Here is a 21,150-nt window from a genome sequence, read left to right on the forward strand (position 1 = left end):
TGGACACCCCCCGGGGCGCCCCTGATTCTTCCCTTAGTCACCACCCCGCCGGTCACCCCGTTCGCGCACTTCCCGCCGCGGCCCCTTGCCTTCACGGAGTACAGCGGGCCGCCGATGGTTCCACCGGATCGGTGATCATGTTCGTGCGCCCGCATTCCCCGCCGAACCGGCCGTCACTTCCGTACGGGCAAGCCGTCACTTCCGTACGGGGCGAACAGAAGTGAACGGAAGCGAACGGGAGTCGGTGAAGGGGAGGGCGGAGGGAGAGGGGGTGCGGGTGCGGGCCGGTCGGCGCCACCGGGGCGATGCCGTCCGAACGCCGTATCAGACATAACGGAAATAGCGGCCGGCGCTTGCTACGTTGCCAGGCATGACGGCAACGGCCGGGGCGCCTGCCACCGCGCGCCCCGCGGACACTCCCCCACCCCTGCCGCTCCTGCCCCGGCGCCGCGGCGTCGAACTGGCCCTCCTCGTGGGCGCCGTGCTGATCAGCGTCTGCGGGTACGCCGTCGTGGGACTGGCCACCCACCACGCCCTCCCCGGCGGCGCGGTCCGCTACGGCGCGGGGCTCGGCGGGCTCGCCCTGCTCGCCCACCTCGCCGTCCGGCTGCGCGCCCCGTACGCCGATCCGCTCCTGCTGCCCACCGCCGTGCTCCTCAACGGCCTCGGGCTGGTGCTGATCTTCCGGCTCGACCTGGAGACGCCCGGCGACCACGCGGCGCCCACCCAGCTGATGTGGTCGACGGTCGGCGTCATGCTCTTCATCGCGGTGGTCCTGCTGCTGGGCGACCACCGCGTGCTGCAGCGGTACGCGTATGTGTGCGCCGCGCTCGCGCTGCTCCTGATGGCGGCTCCGATCCTCTTTCCCGCCGTCAACGGGGCGAAGATCTGGGTCCGGGCCGCCGGATTCTCCATCCAGCCGGGCGAGTTCGCCAAGGTGCTGATCACCGTCTTCTTCGCGGCCTATCTCGCCGCCAACCACACCGCGCTGGCGCACGTCGGCCGCCGGGTGGTGGGGCTGCAGCTGCCGGCCGGCCGGGTGCTGGGGCCGATCGTCGCGATCTGGCTGATCAGCGTGGCCGTCCTCGTCCTGGAGCGCGACCTGGGCACCTCGCTGCTGTTCTTCGGGGTCTTCGTCGTGCTGCTGTACGTGGCGACCGGGCGGACCGGCTGGATCGCGGTCGGGCTGTTGCTGGCGGTCGTCGGGGCCGCGGCCGTCGGCACGCTGGAGCCGCATGTGCACGGCCGGGTCGAGGACTGGCAGCACCCGTTCGCCGGCATCGCGGAGGGCAGGGGGCCGGGGCAGCTGGCCCAGTCGCTCTTCGCCTTCGCCGCGGGCGGGATGCTCGGCACCGGGCTCGGCCAGGGCCACTCGGCCCTGATCGGCTTCGCCATGAAGTCCGACTTCATCCTGGCGACCTTCGGCGAGGAGCTGGGACTGGCCGGGCTCACCGCGCTGTTCCTGCTCTACGCGCTGCTGGTGGCCCGCGGCTACCGGGCCGCGCTCGGGCTGGACGACCCGTTCGGCAGCCTGCTGGGCGTCGGGCTGGCGGTGCTTCCCGCGCTCCAGGTCTTCGTGATCGCGGGCGGGGTGATGGGGCTGATCCCGCTGACGGGGATGGCGATGCCGTTCCTCGCGCAGGGCGGCTCGTCCGTCGTCACGAACTGGATCATCATCGCGCTGCTGGTGCGGCTCAGCGACCGGGCGCGGAGCCCGCGGCCGGCGACGCCCGCCCCGGCACACCGGCGGCGCCCGGCACCCCCGCCGACCGCCCCCGCCCAGGGGGCGGGGCGGTGATCCGGTGCATCCGGCACACCGCCGCGTTCTCCTTCCTGCTGCTGGTCGCCCTGCTGGTCAACGCCGCCCGGGTGCAGGTCGTCGAGGCGGAGCGCTACGGCGCGAACCCGGCCGACCGGCGGGTGGCGATCGCCCGTTACGCGAAGCCGCGGGGCGCCGTGCTGGTGGACGGCAGGCCGGTCACCGGGTCGCGGGACAGCGGCGGGCGGCTGCGCTACGAACGCACCTACACCGACGGCCCGCTGTACGCCCCGGTCACCGGGTTCTCCTCGCAGACCTACGGCACCTCGCTGCTGGAGCGGGCCGAGGACGGCATCCTCTCCGGCGCGGACGACCGGCTGACCGCCTTCCCCTGGTGGGACCGGCTGACCCGCACCCACCGCCGGGGCGGCGACGTCCACACCACGATCAACGCCCGGATGCAGCGCGCCGCGTTCGCGGGACTGGGCGGCAAGAAGGGCGCGGTGGCCGCGGTCGAGCCGCGCACCGGGCGGATCCTGGCGCTGGTCAGCTCGCCGTCGTACGAGCCGGGCGTGCTGTCCGGCAACGGCGCGGCGGTGGACGAGGCGTGGCGCGGGCTGAACGGTGCCGCGCGCCGGCCGATGCTCAACCGGGCGCTGCAGGAAACCTATCCGCCCGGCTCCACGTTCAAGGTCGTCACCGCGGCGGCCGCGCTGGAGAGCGGCCGGATCACCGACATCGACGCCCCTACGGACGCGCCCGACCCGTACACCCTGCCCGGTACCGCCACCCGGCTCGGCAACGCGGCCAAGGACTGCGAGGACGCCCCGCTCCGCTATGCCTTCCGGGCCTCGTGCAACACCGTCTTCGCGCGCCTGGGGACCGAGCTGGGGCTGCGCACCATGGCCGCCACGGCCCGCAGGTTCGGCTTCGACGACGACCGGCTGCGCATCCCGTCCCCGGTGGCGCCCAGCACCTTCGACACCCGGATGGACCGCGCGCAGCTCGCCCTGTCCGCCATCGGGCAGTACGACACCGCCGCCACCCCGCTCCAGATGGCGATGGTGGCGGCGGTGGTCGCCAACGGGGGGCAGCTGGCCCCGCCGTACCTCGTCGACAAGGTGACCGATGCCGGGGGCGTCATGGTGGCCGCCGGCCCGCACCGGCCCGCCCGCCAGGTGGTCGGGCCGGCCACCGCGCAGCAGCTCCAGGAGCTGATGACCGACGTCGTCGAGCACGGCAGCGGCCGGCGCGCCGCCCTCAAGGGGGTGACGGTCGGCGGCAAGACGGGCACCGCCCAGCACGGGGTGCGCAACGAGGGCATGCCGTATGCCTGGTTCATCTCCTGGGCGCGGGAGAAGGACGGCTACGAGCCCGCGGTCGCGGTGGCCGTGGTCGTCGAGGACGCGGCGGCCGACCGCGCGGACATCAGCGGCGGCGGCGACGCGGCGCCGATCGCCCGGGCGGTGATGGCGGCGGCGTTGCGGCGCGGGCCGGGGCGGTAGCGGGGGTGGTGGCCGGCGCGGGCAGCGGTGGGGCAGGCCGGCCGCCGGTACGGGGCGCCTGAGGGCGGCGCGGCGGGTCACAATGGCCGTATGACCGACACTCCCCCGTCCGCTCCCGCGCGGCTGTCCCTGGCCGAGGTCGAGGCGCTGGCCCGGCGCGCCCACGCGGGTCAGACCGACAAGGCGGGCCGCCCGTACGCCGAGCATCTGGCCGCGGTGGCGGCGGGGGTGCGCGAACGGGGCGGGAGCGACGAGCAGATCGCGGCGGCCTGGCTGCACGACGCCGTCGAGGACGCGGCGCTGAGCGCGGAGTGGCTGGCCGGCGCGGCGCTGAGCGAGGCCACCAAGGCGATGGTCCTGGCGGTGACCAAACGGGCGGGTGAGCCGCTGGCGGAGTACACCGCGCGCATCCTGGCCACGCCGGGCGCGCTGCTGGTCAAGGAGTCCGACCTGGCCCACAACGCCGATCCGGCCCGGCTGGCGGTGCTGGACGCGCCGACCCGGGACCGGCTGACCGCGAAGTACGCCCGGGTGCGGGGCCTGTTGGGCCTGGCCTGACGGCCCGCGCCCCCGTCCTGCCGGGGTCCACCCCCCGGACGCGCCCGCCGAAAGGTGCGGTGCACAGCTACTCTGCGGCGATGACTTCCACTCAGCCGTCGGACGCGCCGGCAGCGCGGGTGATCGCCGCCCTGGAAGGCGTCGGCGTCCGCCGCCACACCACCGGCCAGGTCATCCTCGACGCCGTCGACTGGACCGTACGAGCCGGGGAGCACTGGGCGTTGCTCGGCGCGAACGGCGCCGGCAAGACCACCGTGCTGCGCCTCGTCGGCGCGCAGATGTTCCCCACGGTCGGCACGGTCGAGGTGCTCGGGCACCGGCTCGGCACGGTCGACGTGCGCGAACTGCGCGCCGTCATCGGCCTGGTCTCCTCCGCGCAGAAGGTGCCGCAGGACGCGACGGGGCACACGGTCGTGCTGACCGGCGCGTCCGGCACCGTGCAGCCGCTGTGGCGCACGTACGACGAGGCCACCCGCGGGCGCGCCCACGAGCTGCTCGCCGAACTGGACTGCAAGGAGCTGGCGGACCGCCCGTACGGGGTGTGCTCGGGCGGCCAGCGGGCCAGGATCCTGATCGCCCGCGCGCTGATGGCCGATCCCTCACTGCTACTGCTCGACGAGCCGTTCAACGCGCTCGACCTGCCCTCCCGCGAGGACCTGATCGACGCGCTGCACCGACTGGCCCGCAGCCGACCGGAGTTGGCGACCGTGACGGTCACCCACCACTTGGAGGAGCTGTCCCCGGCCATCGGCCGGGCCCTGCTGCTGCGTGACGGGCGGGTGCAGGCGCGCGGCCCGGTGGAGGAGGTGCTGACCGGGGAGCGGCTGACGGCCTGCTTCGGCCGTCCGATCGAGGTCTCCCGGCACGAGGGACGCTGGCTGGCCCGGTCGGCCCGGCGCTAGCGGGCGGCGCCCCCGTCGTCCGCCGAGGCCGCGTCCCGTACGCCGGACAGGAAGCGGTGGACGGCGGCCCGTTCGCCGGCGTCGAGGGTGGCGAGCAGGGCGAAGGCGCGGTCGATCAGCGGGCCGAAGAACGACTGGCCCAGGGCGATCGCACGGTCCTCCACCTCCAGCAGGACGCGGCGCCGGTCGCGGGTGTCGCGGACCCGGCGGATCAGGCCGAGCCGCTCCAGCCGGTCGACCAGCGCCGTGGTGCCGGCCGAGTTCAGGCCGAGGTGCGCGCCGAGCCGGCCGGGGGTCGCTTCCTCGCCGGCCCGGGCCGCGTCCAGCAGGCTGATCAGCGCCCGCAGGTCGGTGGGGTGCAGGCCGTTGCGGCCGGCGAACCGCGCGCCCGCGAGGTCGAGTCGCAGGGTCGTCTCGCGCAGCAGATGGACCAGGTCCATCCCCTCCGGCTCCTGCCGCTGCCCCATGTCCGGCCACCTTTCCTCGCTCGCCGCCCCCTCTCCTATTATCTCGCTCAACGAGATACTTGGCGAGCGAGGGGATGGTCCGTATGGCAGCCGCCGACTTCCACACCGCCTACGAGGAGGCCATGGCGCGCTGGCCGGTCCCGGTGGAACGGCGGGAGGTGGTCTCGGAGTTCGGCACCACCCGGGTCAATGTCTGCGGGGCGGCCGGCGGCCCGCCGCTGGTGCTGCTGCACGGCGGCGGCACCACCTCGGCCGCCTGGTACGCCATGGCCGCCGCGCTCGCCCCGACGCACCGGCTGTACGCCGTGGACCAGATGGGCACGCCCGGTCTCAGCGTGCCCGGCGGGCGGGCCGTGCGGCGCCCGGCGGACCTGTCGGACTGGCTCGACGGGGTGCTCGACGGCCTCGGGCTCGCGTCGGCCGCGCTGCTCGGGCACTCGTACGGCGGCTGGGTCGCGCTGCGGCACGCGGTGCACACCGCCGACGGGGGTCCCGCCCGCTCCTCCGGGGCGAGGGTCGACCGGCTGGTGCTGCTCGACCCGACCCGGTGCTTCGCCGGATTCCGGCTGCCCTATCTGGCCCGCGCGCTGCCGCTGTTCCTGCGGCCCGGGGAGCCGAGCACCCGGCGGCTGCTGGAGTGGGAGGCGTACGGGGAGCCGCCGGCGCCCGGAACGGTGCGGCTGATGGGCCGGGGCGCGGTCGCGTTCCGGGACGCGAAGGTGGTGACCGGGCCGCGGCCGGACGCCACCCGGCTGCGCGGGTCCGGCGTACCGGTCCTGGTGCTGCTGGCGGGACGCAGCCGGGCGCACGACGTCCGCCGGGTCGCCGCGGGGGCCCGGCGGGCCCTGCCGGACGCGGTGGTCACGACCGTGCCGGGCGTCGGCCACCACGCGATGCCCGACGACCCGACCGGGGAGGTGGGCCGGCGGGTGCTCAGCTTTCTGGCAGCGGCTCCCGGCGCGCACCCCGCTCCTCCGGCGGCGCCGTGACGCCCGTCCACGGTGCCGTCGGCGCGCACCGCGGTCAGCCCGCCGCCTCCCCCTCCGCGATCGCCGCCGCGACCTCCGCCGTGCGGGCCTGCTCCTCGGCGGCGAACCGCTCGGCGTCCAGCTTCTCGGCGAGTTCCTCGTCCTGGGCCATCAGCAGGTCCAGATTGGCGTCGCCCATCTCGAAGACGCCCATGTCGAGGTAGGCGCGCTGCAGTCGTTCGCCCCACAGCCCGATGTCCTTCACGCACGGCACGATCCGGCTGAAGAGCAATTTCCGGAACAGGTGCAGGAATTCGGAGCGTTCGGTGAATTCGGCGGCCTCCTGGGTCGGAATGCCGAAGTTCTCCAGGACTTCCAGGCCGCGCAGCCGGTCGCGCATCAAATAGCAGCCCTCGATGACGAATTCCTCGCGCTCGCGCAGTTCGGCGTCGCTGAGCTGCTTGTAGTGGTCGCGCAGCGCCATGCGGCCGAAGGCGACGTGCCGGGCCTCGTCCTGCATGACGTACGCCAGGATCTGCTGCGGCAGCGGCTTGGTGGTGGTGTCGCGGATCATGCCGAAGGCGGCCAGCGCCAGGCCCTCGATCAGGACCTGCATGCCGAGGTAGGGCATGTCCCAGCGGGAGTCCCTGAGGGTGTCGCCGAGCAGCGCCTGGAGGTTGTCGTTGATCGGGTAGAGCATCCCGATCTTCTCCCGGAGGAAGCGGCTGTAGATCTCGGCGTGCCGCGCCTCGTCCATGGTCTGGGTGGCGGAGTAGAACTTGGCGTCGAGGTCGGGGACGGATTCCACTATGCGGGCCGCGCAGACCATGGCGCCCTGTTCGCCGTGCAGGAACTGGCTGAACTGCCAGGAGGTGTAGTGCCGGCGCAGTTCGCCGCGGTCCTTCTCGGTCATTTTGTCCCAGTACTTGGTGCCGTACAGGGACATCGATTCATCGGGGGTGCCGAGCGGGTCGTAGGGGTCCACCTCCTGGTCCCAGTCGATCCGGAGGGTGGCGTCCCACTGCTTGTCCTTGCCCTTCTGGTAGAGGGCCAGCAGCCGGTCGCGTCCGTCGTCGTAGTCCCAGCTGAAGCGGGCCGCGCCGGCGGCGGGCACCTTCCAGAGCGGGTCGCCTGGGTCCTGTACGTAGAGATCCGGTGTCGGCACGGACAGCCTCCTCGGCTCGCCAAACGCCTTGTCATGGGCGGTGGTTGGCAGGCTCACACGTTTCTTACCGGCGGGTCAATAAGTCGTGCGCGGGGGATTGACGAGCTTGCTGACGCGCAGTCTCATAAGAGGCGACCGCGGGTAAACCCACGAGCGAGGTAGCCACAGCCATGACGAGCGCGCCCACCGCAATGACCGTGACGGACACCGACGTGCTGCGCGACGCCCTCGGTCTCCTCAAGGACCGGGAGCAGGTCGCCGAGCGGTTGCTCGACTCCTCCGCCAAGCACTCCTTCGACCCCGACACCGAACTCGACTGGACCGCGCCCCCCGAAGAGGGCAAGTGGTTCTGGCCGCCGGAGCTGGTCTCGCTCTACGACACCCCGCTGTGGAAGAAGATGTCGCCGGAGCAGCAGCAGGACCTCTCCCGGCACGAGGCCGCCTCACTCGCCTCACTGGGCATCTGGTTCGAGATCATCCTGATGCAGCTGCTGGTCCGGCACATCTACGACAAGCCGGTCACCAGCGCCCACGTCCGCTACGCGCTGACCGAGATCGCCGACGAGTGCCGGCACTCGAAGATGTTCGCGCGCATGATCCAGTGGGGCGGGGCGCCCAATTACCCCGTCTCCCGCCTCAACCACAACCTCGCCCGCGTCCTCAAGACCATTTCCACCACCCCGGGTTCGTTCGCCTGCACCCTGCTCGGCGAGGAGATCCTCGACTGGATGCAGCGGCTGACCTTCCCGGACGAGCGGGTGCAGACGCTGGTGCGCGGGGTGACCCGGATCCACGTCGTCGAGGAGGCGCGGCACGTCCGCTACGCCCGCGAGGAGCTGCGCCGCCAGATGGTGACCGCGCCGCGCTGGGAGCGGGAGCTGACCCGGATCAGTTCCGGCGAGGCGGCCCGTGTCTTCTCCGTCGCCTTCGTCAATCCGGAGGTCTACACCAACGTCGGGCTGGACCGGCGCGAGGCGGTCGCCCAGGTCAAGGCCAGCGGCCACCGCCGCGAGGTGATGCAGTCCGGCGCCGAGCGGCTCACCGACTTCCTCGACGAGATCGGCGTACTGCGCGGCGCGGGCCGCAGGTTGTGGCGCAGCTCCGGGCTGCTGGCCTGAAGCGCCCGCTCACCCACCCGTTGGACACGAGCACCTGTACGAGCCGGAATCCGGGGCGGTTACGCTGCTGTTCATGAACGGCAGCGGCACCGCCCCAGCAGTACCCCGACCCGCCTATCGCAGGCTGAGCGTCGAGCAGCGCCGCAGCCAATTGCTCACCGCCGCGCTCGGCCTGTTCGCCCAGCGCGCCCCCGAGGACGTCTCGCTGGACGACGTCGCCACCGCGGCCCAGGTGTCGCGGCCGCTCGTCTACCGCTACTTCCCTGGCGGCAAGCAGCAGTTGTACGAGGCCGCGCTGCGCAGCGCGGCCGACATCCTGGAACGCTGCTTCGCCGAGCCGGAGAGCGGGCCGCTCACCCAGCGGCTGTCGCGCGCCCTCGACCGCTATCTGGCGTTCGTCGACGAGCACGACGCCGGCTTCAGCGCGCTGCTCCAGGGCGGCAGCGTCGTGGAGACCACCCGTACGTCCGCGATCGTGGACGAGGTGCGGCGCGCCGCGGCCGACCAGATCCTGCGGCACCTGGGCGAGCCGGAACCGGGCCTGCGGCTCCGGATGACCGTCCGGATGTGGATCACCGCCGTCGAGGGCGCCTCGTTGATCTGGCTCGACGAGGGCAAGCAGCCGCCGCTCGACGAACTGCGCGACTGGCTGGTCGACCACTTCGTCGCGCTGCTGACCGCGACCGCCGCGCGCGATCCGCAGACCGCGCGGGTGACCCGGGCGGCGCTGCGCACGGAGGCCGCCGACGGCCCGGTCGGCGACCTCACCCGCCGCCTGCTGCCCGTCCTGAGCGAGGCCGCGCACCTGCTGTGACCTGCGCCTGCGCGCCGCGGATGGAAGACTGGAGCGGTGCGAAGCGAGAACACCCTGTTCGTCGGCGGGCCGCTGGACGGCCGGGTCCTGCCCGTGCTCGTCGGCGTGACCGGCCAGCCGCCGAAGACCTACGAGGTACCGGTGCCGAACGACGACGGACGGCCGCCGACGGTGCACGTCTACCGCCGGGTCCCCGGGCGGGTGGGCCGGCTGGGCCTGCCGCGCGGGTGGCAGTACGTCTACGACCCGGAGGGGAAACCGGGCGGTGGCGTCCGGGGTCTCAAGTGGCCCTGGAGCAAGCCGGACTGAGCGGACGCGCGGGGTGAAGCGCACCGCCCCGGCGGCCGGGCACGGGTGCCGGGCCGCCGGGGCGGTGGGTGAGCCGGCCGTCAGCCGGTCAGCGAGGCCAGGTAGGCGTTCGCCTTGTCCGGTTCGAAGAAGAAGTTCTCGAAGTCGGACGGGTCGTCGAAGCCGTTGGCGAAGCGGTCCGCGACGGGCTGGAGCTGGCCGGCCGCGCCGATGAGGTTGAGGACGTGCTCCGGCGGCGGCGCCAGCATCGCGTTGGTCCACTTGGTGACGTGCCCGGCGGTCTGCCAGTAGCGCTCGAAGGTGTTGTGCATCCACTTCTCGTCGAACGGCTGCTCACCGCGCTCCACGATGGAGGCCAGGTAGGAGGCGGCGCACTTGGCGGCCGAGTTGGAGCCCTGGCCGGTGATCGGGTCGTTGGCGACGACCACGTCGGCGACACCGAGCACCAGGCCGCCGGAGGGCAGCCGGCCGATCGGGTTGCGCACGGTCGGGGCGTAGCGGCCGGCCAGCGTGCCGTTGGCGTCGGTCAGTTCGACCTTGGTGGCGCGCGCGTACTCCCAGGGCAGGAACTTCTCCATCAGCTCCAGCGTGAGCGCCAGGTGCTCGTCGGGGTCCTTGACCGACTGGAAGACGTCCAGCGGGCCACCGGGGATGCCCTCCCAGAAGAGGATGTCGGCGCGGCCGGAGAGGGTGTACGTCGGCATGACGAAGAGCTCGCCGACGCCGGGGACGAGGTTGCAGCGCACCGCGTCGAACTCGGGGTGCTCCGGGCGCGGGCCCAGGCCGTGGACGTAGGCGACGGCGAGCGCGCGCTGCGGGGTGTCGTAGGGCGAACGGGAGGCGTCCCGGCCGAACATGGACACCAGCTCGCCCTTGCCGGCCGAGACCAGCGTCAGGTCGTAGCGGCTCGCGAAGAAGTCCAGGTCGGAGACGGCCGCGCCGTGGATGACGAGCTGGCCGCCACGCTGTGCGAAGGTCTCCATCCAGCCGGCCATCTTCACCCGCTGGTCGACGGACTGGGCGTAGCCGTCGAGCTTGCCGACCCAGTCGATGGCGCGCTGCGACCCTTCCGGTGCCTCGTGGCTGCCGGGCGCGGCGACCGAGACGCCGAGACCCTCGATGCGCGGGGCCTGGCTCTCCCAGAAGTTGATGCCCAGGTCGCGCTCGTGCTGGAGCGCGGTGTCGAACATGCACTGCGTCGACATGACCCGGCCGGAGCGGATCTCGTCGGCGGTGCGGTTGGACATCAGGGTGACCTCGTAGCCCCGGGCCTGGAGGCCGAGGGCCAGCTGGAGACCGGACTGTCCGGCTCCGACGACGAGTATCTTCCGCATGGCGGCACTCTTCTCTGTTACTGCGTTGTTCGGGGAGGGGTTGGGGGGTGGCGCGGAGCGGGCCCCGGGGACGGGCCCGCCCGCCGGTGGGCGGCCGGTTACTCCGGCGCGGACTCCAGCGCGTGGCCGACCAGCGACAGGAGCGACTGGATGACCGTGGGCCGCTTGCGCGCGTCCATGATCACGATCGGTACCTGCGGCGGTACGGTCAGCGCGTCGCGGACGTCCTCGGCGTCGTACGCGTCGGTCCCCTCGAAGTGGTTGACCGCGACGACGTACGGCAGCCCGCAGCTCTCGAAGTAGTCCAGGGCCGGGAAGCAGTCCTCCAGACGCCGGGTGTCGGCCATCACGATCGCGCCGATCGCCCCGCGCACCAGGTCGTCCCACATGAACCAGAAGCGCTGCTGCCCGGGCGTGCCGAACAGGTACAGCACCAGTTCCTGGTCGAGGGTGATCCGGCCGAAGTCCATCGCGACCGTGGTCGTGGTCTTCTCCGGGGTCGCGGTCAGGTCGTCGGTGTCCTCGCTGGCCTGCGTCATCACCGCCTCGGTCTGGAGCGGGGTGATCTCCGAGACCGATCCGACGAAGGTGGTCTTGCCGACACCGAAGCCGCCGGCCACCACGATCTTGGTGGCGATCGGTGCCCGCGAGCGGTCCGTCTGCCAGCTCTGCAGCCCCGCGTCGGCGGCCGCGGCCACCGGGTCGGCCTGACCCACGGAACCGGCGGTCGTCGTCGGCCCGGCCGATATCGTGTCAGAGCCTGTGAAGTCCACTCAGCACCCTTTCGAGCAGCGCGCGGTCGGGCCGGCCGGTGCCGTGCCCGGTGCCGTAGACGCGAATCTTTCCCTGGTCGGCGAGGTCGCTGAGCAGGACGCGGACCACGCCCAGCGGCATCTTGAGGAGCGCGGAGATCTCCGCGACCGAGCGCATCCGGCGGCACAGCTCGACGATGGCGCGCATTTCCGGCATTACCCGGTCGCCCCAGCCGCCGGAGGTCAGCTCGGGCCGCTCCTCGGGGGCCTCCAGCGCGGCCACGAACGTCTCGACGAGCAGTACGTGGCCGAAGCGGGTCCGGCCGCCGGTGAGCGAATAGGGGCGTACCCGCGAGGGTTTGCGGTCCCCGCCGCGTATGGGGAGTTTGGGGGTACTGCTACTCACTGGGCGCTCTCCATCGACTTGCGCAGCTCACTGCGGAGTTCGGGGGTGAGGACATGACCGGCCCGGCCGACGAAGAGCGCCATGTGGTAGGCGATGACGTTCATGTCGCAGTCCGGAGTGGCGTGCACGCCGAGCAGCGAACCGTCGCTGATCGACATGACGAACACACTGCCCTCGTCCATCGTGATCATCGTCTGCTTGACGGCACCGCCGTCCATCAGCTTCGCGGCCCCCTGGGTGAGGCTGCCGAGGCCGGACACGATGGTGGCGAGGTCGGCACTGGATCCCCGGGGCCCGTCACCGGCCCCCGGAAGGGCCTCCTGCCCGTCCGCCCCATCCGGGTCGGAGTTGAGCAGCAGCAGACCGTCCGAGGAGACCACCGCGACCGAGCGGATGCCCGGCACCTCGTCGACCAGGTTGCTCAGCAGCCAGTGCAGATTCCGTGCCTGGCTGCTCAGTCCTCGTCCGTAACCTGTGGGCGCTTGCGCCTTCAATCGCGTGCCTCCTCGCCAACGTGGCTCTCTCCCGGGGCCCCCGCTCCGTCGGTGTCGGTCTGTGGGATGGTCTGCTCCACCGTGCGTTCCGCGATCTCGGCCTCGACCTCACGCCGGCCGACCCGCGCCCCCTGCTGAAAGCCGCCGAGCCGGCGCCGCAGCGCCTCGGCGTTGGCCGCACCGCTCTTGCGCGGGGCGGTGGGCGCTTGCTGCTGTGCCACGACCTTGGGCGTGCGCTTGGGCAGCCCCATGGCGGTCCGCCGCTTCTCCGCGGACGGGGCGGCGGGCTCCGCACCGGCGTCCGCCGGTGCCGCGTCGGTGGCGGGCGCGCCGGTGGGCGCCCCGTCCGGCACGGGCCGGGTGTGCTGCTCCGGGCCGACGGCGTACGGGCCGGGCGCGGCCGGGGCGGGCGCGGCCGGGGCGGCCGGTGTGGCGACGCCGGCGGCCGGCGGCACGGTCCTGTCCGCGACCGGGGCCGCCTCGTCCGCCGGCCGGGTGTGCTCGTCGACGTCGCCGGGCGCGAGCCCGGCCGCGTCGATCGCGCGCTCGGCGGCGGCGACCAGCGGGTCCGCGGCCGGCGCGGCGGGGGCGGCCTGCGGCGCCATCCGCTGCGCCCGCGTCGGCAGGGCGTTGGAGTTGGCCTCGGCGACCGAGCCGGGCAGGCTCGGGGTGTGCGTCACGTCCCGCGTCGCGGCGGGCGACGCGGCCGGCCGGGTCGGCAGGATCGAACCGGGCAGCACGATGACGGCGGTGACGCCGCCCTGCCTGGCGTCCCGCAGCTGCACCCGGACGCCGTGCCGGGCGGCCAGCCGCACCACGACGTACAGGCCCAGGCCCAGCGCCTCGTCGACGTTCTCGGCGGACGAGGCGGCCTCGGCGTCCGACAGCCGCTCGTTGAGCTCGGCCATCCGCTCCGGGGTGATCCCTATGCCCTCGTCCTGGACCGAGAGCATCAGCTCACCGCTCTCCAACAGCCAGCCGGACAGCTCGACATGGGCGTCCGGCGGCGAGAACGCGGTGGCGTTCTCCAGGAGTTCGGCGACCAGGTGGCTGAGGTCGTCCGCGGCGAAGCCGGCGACCTGGGAGTGCGGCGGCAACGACTGGATGCGCACCCGCTCGTAGCGCTCGATCTCACTGATCGCGGCGCGCAGCACGTCCAGCAGCGGCACCGGGCCCTGGTGGGTGGTGCCGTGCTGCTCCGCGCCCGCGAGCACGAGCAGGTTCTCGCTGTTGCGGCGCATCCGCGCGGCGAAGTGGTCCAGCTTGAACAGGGTCGCCAGCCGCTCGGGGTCCTGCTCGCTCTCCTCCAGCGACTCGATGACGGCGAGCTGGCGCTCGACGAGTCCGAGGGTGCGCAGCGAGAGGTTGACGAACCGGCCCTGCACACCGGCGTGCGCGGCGGCCAGCCGCTCGGTGAGCTCGGCGACCTGCCCCTGGAGCGTGGCGCTCTGCTGCTGCAGGACCTCGCGCTGGGCGGCCAGCCGCTGCCGGCCGCCGATCAGCCGCTGGCGCTCGCCCTCCAGTTCGGCGGTGCGCCGGGTCAGCTCGCCGACCTGGGCGTGCAGCGCGTTGACGGACCGTACGGCGGCCTTGAACTCGTCGTTGCGGCCCTTGTAGCTGACGGGTTCCTCGTTGGCGGGGTCGTCGGCCACCCGCTTGGCGCCGATCCGCAGCGCCGCCAGCGGCTGGGTCATGCTCCGCGCGGCCCAGATGCCGGCGCCGACGGCCACCAGCAGGCAGAGCCCCTCCAGACCGATGCGGATCTCCAGCTCGGTCACGTCGTCGTCGCGCAGCGCGCCGAGGCGCTGGATGTCGGCGGTGGCCAGGGCGGATTCGACGCCGCGCATCAGTCCGATGCGGGAGGTGAGGGTGGCCTGCACCCGCTGGCGGCTGAGCCGCATGTCGGCGGCGTCCAGACGGGGCTGGTCGGTCAGCCGGGTCAGATAGCGCTCGGCGGTGGCCACGTCGGCGCCGTTGACGGTGCGGTCGTAGCGGTCCTTGGCGCTCTGGCTCGCGGCCTGGCGGAAGTCGCCCAACGCGCCCTGGGCACGCAGGTGCGCGACCTGGGCGAGCGCCGTCAGCCGGGGCTGGCTGCCGCCCGCGTTGAGCCCGGCGAGCAGCAGCCCGCGGGTGCCGGCGGCCTGTTCGGCGGCCCGGCCGAGGGCGGGCAGCGCGCGGATGTCGGCGGCCTCGGCGTCCGCGCGGGCGGGCAGCCCGCGGGCGATGCCGTCGCCGATCGCACCGAGCGCCTGGAGGATGCCGGTATAGGCGTTGTAGACCTGCTCGGGGGTGTCGGTCCCGGACAGCGCCTGGTGCCGGGTCTGCGGCAGGGTGGCCAGCAGGCGGGCGGCCGCCTTGTAGGCGGGGGCGTCGCCCGACGCGTCCTGGGCCTCGGAGCGCAGCTCGTCGATCTGCCGGTCGACCCGGGCCTGCTGGGTCCGGGAGACCGCGGAGTCGGCGGAGACGGCGGCCTGCGCCCGGGCGCCGCCGATCCCGCTCGCGCGGGTCCCGGTGCCGTTGGTGCCCGTGCCGTGCGTGCCGATGCCGTTGGCGCCCGTCGTACCGCCGGCGGTGCCCGTTGCGTTGACACCCGCGCCGTTGAGGCCGGTTCCGCCGGTTCCGGTGCCGTTGAGCCCCGTTCCGCCGGTTCCGGTACCGGTCCGGGTGGCCCGGCCGGCGGCCGCGTACGCGGTCATGCCGTCGCGTTCGTCGGCGAGGGAGTGCGACAGCGCGACGGCGCGGGCGTTCAGCTCGGCCTGATCCACCAGCTGCTGGCTGCCGTTGGCGTCGTCGGCGGTGGCGGCGAGACCGGGGGCGCCGGCCCCGAGGACCGCCGCGGCGACCACGGCCACCGCTCCGACGAGCCGGTTGCGCACCCGCGCGGGACGCCGTCCCGCGAGGTCGTCAACGGCCGTACCCGGTCCCTTGCCGGACAGCGGGCCCTTGCCGGGTCCCGCGATCGAACCGGCCGGTGAACCCGGCTTCCCTGCGCCGCCCCGAAGCCGCATCTTCCGCACCGCTGCTCGCAATCCTGTCTCGCCTGCCCACGCCGTGTGGCGTCGCGGACCCGGCTGGCTCTCCGCTCGCGGGGCGGACCTGCGCGAACACCGCAGCAGCGCACACTTCCGCGAGGGTAGACAGTCCGGCTTGCGCGTCACGACGGACGTCCTGGCCGCGCCCCGTGAACGGGCAACGACCATTCCACCGGCGCCGCGCAGTGGCTCGGCAACACATGCCCGGCCACCTGAACGAGTGAACATCAATCGGAGTTTGGCCATCAACTTCCGTGCGCCGACGTTTTCGGCGGCAACCCCGCGCAACCCCCGGACGGGTTTGGAGATGCGACCCGCTCCTGGCAGGATGCGCGCCCGCACGCCGCCGGGCCCGTGGTCCACACCATTCCCGCACAGCTGCCCCGGCCGCACGGGGTTACCGCCGGACACGCCCGGACACCGGGCGGAAACCACGGCCTCCGGCAGACTTGCCGCCATGCGCATCGAACTCGCCACCGAGCCGGGCGACCCCCAACGCCCAAACGAGGACTACGCATCGGTAGCTCTGCCGGCGTCCGGTCAGGGCGGCGTCCTCGTCCTGCTGGACGGCGTGACACCGCCCGAGGAGGACTACGGATGCCGCCACCCGGTCCCGTGGTTCACCGCGCGGCTCGGGGGCGCATTGTTGGAACTGTCGGTTTCACACCGGGATATGACGCTCACTGAGGTGCTGGCCGCGGCCATCTCCCGGACAGCCGAGGTTCACCGGACCACCTGTGACCTTTCTCACGCCCGCACTCCGCAGGCAACTGTCGTGCTCGCGCGGTGGTCCGGGGACACCGTCGACCATCTCGTCCTGTCCGACTCGGTGCTGCTGGTGGAACGGACCGACGGCTCGGTGCGGCCGGTGCTCGACCCGCGGCTGGACGAGCTGCCGCCCGCGGTACGGGCGCAGCGGGACGCCGTACGGGCGCTGCCGCGCGGCTCGGCGGAACGGGCCGCCGCGGGCCGGGAGTACGGCCGCGCGGTCGAGGCGCTGCGCAACGCCGAGGGCGGCTTCTTCACCGCCGCGGCCGACCCGGCGGTGGCCGCCCGCGCGGTCACCGGCAGCACCCCGCGCGACCGGGTCCGCTCACTGACCGCCCTCTCGGACGGCGCGAGCCGCTGGGTGGAGGTCTTCCACGAGGGCTCGTGGGCCGACTGCGTGCGGCTGGTGGCCGGCGAAGGACCCCAGGCGCTCATCGACCGGGTCCGCGCCGCCGAGGCCGCCGACCCGGAGGGCACCGGCCACCCCCGTGGGAAGGCCCGGGACGACGCGGCGGTGATTTTTGTGGCGCCGTGACAGAAACGGGCTCCGGCACGGGAACCGGGGACGGGTCCGCGGCGGCCGTCCGGACCGCGACGGGCGACCGGCCCGGCGGTCCGGAAGGTGCGGCTTATCCCTCCTCGCCCTCCTGCTCCGTATTCAGCCGGTGCAGCAGCCGCGCCAGTTCGGACACCTCGCCGCGGTCCCAGGAGGCCAGACGCCGGGCGTACTGCGCGCGGCGCCCGTTGCGGACGCGGGTGAAGCGGGCGCGCCCCTCGTCGGTGATCCGCACCAGGACCGCACGGCCGTCGGCCGGGTCCGGTTCGCGGGCGACCAGCCCCAGCTTCTCCAGGGCGTGCAGCTGACGGCTCATCGTGGCCTTGCCGACGCCGAAGAAGCCGGCGAGGTCGGTGGCGCGCTGGGCCCCGGCATCGGCCAGCCGGAGCAGCAGCCCGTACGCGGACGGCTCCAGGTCGGGATGTACCATTCGGGCCAGTTCGCCGGAAGAGGCCCGGGCGCGGCGGAGAAATACCGCCAATTCGCGTTCCAGGGCCAGGAATACGTGGTCCACACCAGTCGGTTCGCCGTCCGCCGCCGTGTCGCCGGTCCCGGTGTTGTGCACGTCAGCGCCCATGCCCGCTTTCCCTCATCTGAAAGTTTCCGCCCTCGCCGGGCGAAGCCGCAGCTCCGCCAGTATTTCGCAGGATTAGACCAACGGCAGCCCACGGCACCTCTTTTGCCCCCCGGGTCTACGCGCGTATCGTCATTTCTGGCATGGCCACACCAATCGGCCGGACGGTGTCAAAGGTTCCGCCGCTCGTCATGCACGCCGCACCTCCGTGTCCTCGCGTCGTGTCGTGCCACTGGTTACCTCCCCCCTCAGAACACCCACCGAGATCTTCGGAGGCACGTATGCCCGTGCTCAGATCCGGCTTCCCCCACCGTCCCGCGCGGTCGCTGGCGACCGTGGCCGGGGCCCTCCTCGCGGTCCTCTCCCTCCTGCTCGGCCTGCCGGGCACCGCCGGTGCCGCGGCTCCCGGGCGCGCACCGGAACCCACCCACCCCGGGCAGGACTGGGCCGGCTCCCAGATCGCCGCCCACGAGGGCACCGGCGCCGGCACACCCACGGGTGCCGCGCTCGCGGGGTCCGTCGAAGGCGTGGACGTCAGCAGCCACAACGGCAACGTCGCCTGGTCGACGCTCTGGAACAGCGGCGTCCGCTTCGCCTATGCCAAGGCGACGGAGTCCACCAGCTACACCAACCCGTACTTCGCGCAGCAGTACAACGGCTCCTACAACGCCGGAATGATCCGCGGCGCGTACCACTTCGCCACGCCCAACACCTCCAGCGGCGCCGCCCAGGCCAACTACTTCGTCGACCACGGCGGCGGCTGGTCCAGGGACGGCAAGACCCTGCCCGGGGCGCTGGACATGGAGTACAACCCCTACGGCTCGACCTGTTACGGGCTGAGCGCGGCCGGCCTGGTCAACTGGATGAAGGACTGGTTCGCCACCTACAAGGCGCGCACCGGCCGGGACGCGGTCATCTACACCTCCACCAGCTGGTGGAAGCAGTGCACCGGCAATTCGTCCGCATTCGGCGTGGTGAACCCGCTGTGGGTCCCGCGCTACGGCTCGTCGGTCGGCGAACTCCCCGCCGGCTGGGGCTTCCACACCATCTGGCAGTACACCTCCACCGGCCCGACGGTCGGCGACCACAACCTCTTCAACGGCGCCTACGACCGGCTCCAGGCGCTGGCCAACGGCTGACCCCGCACCCCCGGCACCGGGCGGCCCCACCCACGCCCGGTCCGCGCGCGAGAGGGCCCCTGCCGCACCTGGCGGCAGGGGCCCGTCCCGTTCCCCGCGCGTCCCTCACGCCGCGACGGGGACCTCCGGCGCCGCCCCGTTCGACGCCGGGGTCAGCGCCAGCTCCAGCACCTGCCGGACGTCCGCGACCGCGTGCACCTCCAGGGCGGCGAGGATCTCGGCCGGCACGTCGTCCAGGTCCGGCTCGTTGCGCTTGGGGATGATCACCGTGGTGATCCCGGCCCGGTGCGCCGCGAGCAGCTTCTGCTTGACCCCGCCGATCGGCAGCACTCGCCCGGTCAGCGAGACCTCACCGGTCATCGCCACGTCCGGCCGGACCTGCCGGCCCGACAGCAGCGAGGCCAGCGCCGTGGTCATCGTGACGCCCGCGCTCGGCCCGTCCTTGGGGACGGCGCCCGCCGGTACGTGCAGATGCACTCCGCGCTCCTTCAGGTCGCCGACCGGGAGCTCCAGCTCCGCGCCGTGCGAGCGCAGGAACGACAGGGCGATGTGCGCGGACTCCTTCATCACGTCGCCGAGCTGTCCGGTCAGCTGGAGCCCGGACGCGCCGGTCTCCGGATCGGCGAGCGACGCCTCCACGTACAGCACGTCGCCGCCGGCGCCGGTGACCGCGAGGCCGGTGACCACACCGGGCACGGCCGTCCGGCGCTCCGCCGGGTCCTGCGCCGACTCCGGGGTGTGGTGCGGTCGCCCGATCAGCGGGCGCAGCTCGTCCACGCCGACCGTGAACGGCAGCTTCCGCTCGCCGAGTTCGTGCTCGGCCGCGACCTTGCGCAGCAGCCTGGCCAGGGCCCGCTCCAGGTTCCGTACGCCCGCCTCGCGGGTGTACTCGCCCGCCAGCTTGCGCAGCGCCGGGTCCTCCAGCGCCACCTCGCCCGGCTCCAGGCCGGCCCGCTCCAGCTGGCGCGGCAGCAGGTGGTCACGGGCGATGGTGACCTTCTCGTCCTCGGTGTAGCCGTCCAGCCGGACCAGCTCCATCCGGTCGAGCAGCGGCTCGGGGATGGCCTCCAGGACGTTGGCGGTGGCCAGGAAGACCACGTCGCTGAGGTCGAGTTCGACCTCCAGGTAGTGGTCGCGGAAGGTGTGGTTCTGCGCCGGGTCGAGGACCTCCAGGAGGGCGGCGGCCGGGTCGCCCCGGAAGTCGGAGCCCACCTTGTCGATCTCGTCGAGCAGCACCACCGGGTTCATCGACCCGGCCTCCTTGACCGCGCGCACGATCCGGCCGGGCAGCGCGCCGACGTACGTCCGCCGGTGGCCCCGGATCTCCGCCTCGTCGCGCACGCCGCCGAGGGCGACCCGGACGAACTTCCGGCCCATGGCCCGCGCGACGGACTCACCCAGCGAGGTCTTGCCGACACCGGGCGGCCCGACGAGCGCCAGGACGGCCCCGCCGCGGCGCCCTCCGACGAGGCCGAGCCCCCGCTCGGCCCGCCGCTTGCGAACCGCCAGGTATTCGGTGATCCGCTCCTTGACGTCCTCCAGGCCGGCGTGGTCGGCGTCCAGGACCTCCTTGGCGCCGGCGATGTCGTAGGCGTCCTCGGTCCGTTCGTTCCAGGGCAGCTCCAGGACGGTGTCCAGCCAGGTGCGGATCCACGAGCCCTCCGGGCTCTGGTCGCTCGCCCGCTCCAGCTTGTCGACCTCCTTGAGGGCGGCCTTGCGGACGTGTTCGGGCAGCTCGGCGGCCTCGACCCGGGCGCGGTAGTCGTCGCCCTCGTCCTCCGGGTCGCCGTTGAGCTCGGCGAGCTCCTTGCGGACGGCCTCCAGCTGGCGCCGCAGCAGGAACTCCCGCTGCTGCTTGTCGACGCCCTCCTGGACGTCCTTGGCGATGGACTCGGCGACGTCCTGCTCGGCGAGGTGGTCGCGCAGCGCCTCGGTGGCGAACCTCAGCCGGGCCACCGGGTCGGTGGTCTCCAGCAGCCGGACCTTCTGTTCGGTCGTCAGGAACGGTGAGTAGCCGGAGTTGTCGGCGAGGGCCGACACGTCCTCGATCTGCTGGACGCGGTCGACGACCTGCCAGGCACCGCGCTTGCGCAGCCAGCTGGTGGCCAGCGCCTTGTACTCGGTGACGAGTTCGGTCACCGCGCCGGGCAGCCGTTCGGGGACCGTCTCCTCGACCGTTGTGCCCTCCACCCACAGCGCGGCACCGGGCCCGGTGGTGCCGGAACCGATCCGCACCCGGCCCAGGCCCCGGATCAGCGCCCCCGGGTCGCCGTCGGAGAGCCGCCCGACCTGTTCGATCCGCCCGAGCGTGCCGATGCCCGCGTACGTCCCGTCGACGCGGGGCACAAGCAGCACCCGCGGCTTGTTACCCGATGAGGCGGCGGCCTGCGCGGCCTCCACCGCGGCGCGGACCTCGGAGTCGGACAGGTCCAGAGGCACCACCATGCCGGGCAGCACGACCTCGTCATCGAGGGGCAGCACGGGCAGAGTGAGCGAGGTGGACGTCGAAGCCATGATCTCCCCTTCGGCA

At 73.2% G+C, this 21,150-nt stretch carries 19 protein-coding genes; 10 read left to right on the plus strand and 9 right to left on the minus strand.

Annotation, left to right across the window (positions count from 1 at the left end):
* Nucleotides 1-370: 370 nt before the first annotated feature.
* The 4 genes from SL103_RS29190 to SL103_RS29205 all read left to right on the plus strand — a co-directional run bounded on the left by SL103_RS29190 (nucleotide 371) and on the right by SL103_RS29205 (nucleotide 4,724).
* The gene (locus SL103_RS29190; RefSeq protein ID WP_244304074.1) at nucleotides 371-1,798 is read left to right on the plus strand and encodes an FtsW/RodA/SpoVE family cell cycle protein; all 1,428 of its coding nucleotides are present in this window, start codon (nucleotides 371-373) and stop codon (nucleotides 1,796-1,798) included.
* Complete coding sequence (locus SL103_RS29195; RefSeq protein ID WP_069571974.1) at nucleotides 1,795-3,264, plus strand: penicillin-binding transpeptidase domain-containing protein; 1,470 nt, start codon at nucleotides 1,795-1,797, stop codon at nucleotides 3,262-3,264. Before SL103_RS29190 ends, SL103_RS29195 begins: the two co-directional genes overlap by 4 nt.
* A 90-nt stretch (nucleotides 3,265-3,354) precedes the next feature.
* Nucleotides 3,355-3,822: an HD domain-containing protein gene (locus SL103_RS29200; RefSeq protein WP_069571975.1), complete on the plus strand. Its 468-nt coding sequence runs from the start codon at nucleotides 3,355-3,357 to the stop codon at nucleotides 3,820-3,822.
* A gap of 80 nt (nucleotides 3,823-3,902) precedes the next feature.
* Nucleotides 3,903-4,724, plus strand: a complete 822-nt coding sequence (locus tag SL103_RS29205) for an ABC transporter ATP-binding protein (RefSeq protein WP_069571976.1) — start codon at nucleotides 3,903-3,905, stop codon at nucleotides 4,722-4,724.
* Here the strand turns inward: SL103_RS29205 and SL103_RS29210 are convergent.
* Nucleotides 4,721-5,191, minus strand: coding sequence for a MarR family winged helix-turn-helix transcriptional regulator (locus tag SL103_RS29210; protein ID WP_069571977.1), 471 nt, complete (start codon nucleotides 5,189-5,191; stop codon nucleotides 4,721-4,723). The two genes, SL103_RS29205 and SL103_RS29210, sit on opposite strands and share 4 nt — an antisense overlap.
* An 83-nt stretch (nucleotides 5,192-5,274) precedes the next feature.
* Between SL103_RS29210 and SL103_RS29215 the strand changes: the two genes are divergently transcribed.
* Nucleotides 5,275-6,180, plus strand: a complete 906-nt coding sequence (locus SL103_RS29215) for an alpha/beta fold hydrolase (RefSeq protein WP_208869983.1) — start codon at nucleotides 5,275-5,277, stop codon at nucleotides 6,178-6,180.
* Nucleotides 6,181-6,214: 34 nt separating this feature from the next.
* Here the strand turns inward: SL103_RS29215 and SL103_RS29220 are convergent, their stop codons facing one another.
* Nucleotides 6,215-7,324, minus strand: coding sequence for a ferritin-like domain-containing protein (locus SL103_RS29220; protein ID WP_069571979.1), 1,110 nt, complete (start codon nucleotides 7,322-7,324; stop codon nucleotides 6,215-6,217).
* A gap of 170 nt (nucleotides 7,325-7,494) precedes the next feature.
* Here SL103_RS29220 and SL103_RS29225 point away from each other — a divergent pair, with 170 nt between their 5' ends.
* The 3 genes from SL103_RS29225 (at nucleotide 7,495) to SL103_RS29235 (ending at nucleotide 9,565) form a co-directional block, all read left to right on the plus strand.
* Nucleotides 7,495-8,442 carry an AurF N-oxygenase family protein gene (locus SL103_RS29225; protein ID WP_069571980.1) on the plus strand — a complete coding sequence of 316 codons (948 nt, stop codon included), beginning with the start codon at nucleotides 7,495-7,497 and terminating at the stop codon, nucleotides 8,440-8,442.
* 73 nt (nucleotides 8,443-8,515) lie between these two features.
* Nucleotides 8,516-9,256 carry a TetR/AcrR family transcriptional regulator gene (locus SL103_RS29230; protein WP_069571981.1) on the plus strand — a complete coding sequence of 247 codons (741 nt, stop codon included), beginning with the start codon at nucleotides 8,516-8,518 and terminating at the stop codon, nucleotides 9,254-9,256.
* A 36-nt stretch (nucleotides 9,257-9,292) separates the two neighbouring features.
* Nucleotides 9,293-9,565, plus strand: a complete 273-nt coding sequence (locus SL103_RS29235; RefSeq protein WP_069571982.1) for a hypothetical protein — start codon at nucleotides 9,293-9,295, stop codon at nucleotides 9,563-9,565.
* Nucleotides 9,566-9,645: 80 nt separating this feature from the next.
* On the opposite strand, the gene SL103_RS29240 is transcribed toward SL103_RS29235, so the two are convergent.
* The 5 genes from SL103_RS29240 to SL103_RS29260 form a co-directional block, all read right to left on the minus strand.
* Nucleotides 9,646-10,899: a styrene monooxygenase/indole monooxygenase family protein gene (locus SL103_RS29240; protein WP_069571983.1), complete on the minus strand. Its 1,254-nt coding sequence runs from the start codon at nucleotides 10,897-10,899 to the stop codon at nucleotides 9,646-9,648.
* Nucleotides 10,900-10,997: 98 nt separating this feature from the next.
* On the minus strand, nucleotides 10,998-11,615 hold the full coding sequence (locus tag SL103_RS29245) for a GTP-binding protein (protein WP_069571984.1): 618 nt from the start codon (nucleotides 11,613-11,615) through the stop codon (nucleotides 10,998-11,000).
* A gap of 37 nt (nucleotides 11,616-11,652) precedes the next feature.
* Complete coding sequence (locus SL103_RS29250; RefSeq protein ID WP_033266684.1) at nucleotides 11,653-12,057, minus strand: DUF742 domain-containing protein; 405 nt, start codon at nucleotides 12,055-12,057, stop codon at nucleotides 11,653-11,655.
* A complete protein-coding gene (locus tag SL103_RS29255) occupies nucleotides 12,054-12,551 on the minus strand; it encodes a roadblock/LC7 domain-containing protein (RefSeq protein ID WP_069571985.1) in 498 nt (165 codons plus the stop codon). Before SL103_RS29255 ends, SL103_RS29250 begins: the two co-directional genes overlap by 4 nt.
* Nucleotides 12,548-15,427 (minus strand): sensor histidine kinase, encoded by a 2,880-nt coding sequence (locus tag SL103_RS29260; protein WP_432215408.1) that lies wholly within the window; start codon nucleotides 15,425-15,427, stop codon nucleotides 12,548-12,550. Before SL103_RS29260 ends, SL103_RS29255 begins: the two co-directional genes overlap by 4 nt.
* A 613-nt stretch (nucleotides 15,428-16,040) precedes the next feature.
* Between SL103_RS29260 and SL103_RS29265 the strand changes: the two genes are divergently transcribed.
* Nucleotides 16,041-16,886, plus strand: a complete 846-nt coding sequence (locus tag SL103_RS29265) for a protein phosphatase 2C domain-containing protein (RefSeq protein ID WP_069571986.1) — start codon at nucleotides 16,041-16,043, stop codon at nucleotides 16,884-16,886.
* Nucleotides 16,887-16,980: 94 nt separating this feature from the next.
* Here the strand turns inward: SL103_RS29265 and SL103_RS29270 are convergent, their stop codons facing one another.
* Nucleotides 16,981-17,484: a MarR family winged helix-turn-helix transcriptional regulator gene (locus tag SL103_RS29270; RefSeq protein WP_069571987.1), complete on the minus strand. Its 504-nt coding sequence runs from the start codon at nucleotides 17,482-17,484 to the stop codon at nucleotides 16,981-16,983.
* Between the two features lie 278 nt (nucleotides 17,485-17,762).
* Here SL103_RS29270 and SL103_RS29275 point away from each other — a divergent pair, with 278 nt between their 5' ends.
* A complete protein-coding gene (locus SL103_RS29275; RefSeq protein WP_069571988.1) occupies nucleotides 17,763-18,620 on the plus strand; it encodes a lysozyme in 858 nt (285 codons plus the stop codon).
* 105 nt (nucleotides 18,621-18,725) lie between these two features.
* Here the strand turns inward: SL103_RS29275 and lon are convergent, their stop codons facing one another.
* Nucleotides 18,726-21,134, minus strand: coding sequence for an endopeptidase La (gene lon / locus SL103_RS29280; protein WP_069571989.1), 2,409 nt, complete (start codon nucleotides 21,132-21,134; stop codon nucleotides 18,726-18,728).
* Between the last annotated feature and the right edge of the window lie 16 nt (nucleotides 21,135-21,150).

The sequence above is a fragment of the Streptomyces lydicus genome (assembly GCF_001729485.1).
Lineage (GTDB): Bacteria > Actinomycetota > Actinomycetes > Streptomycetales > Streptomycetaceae > Streptomyces > Streptomyces lydicus_D.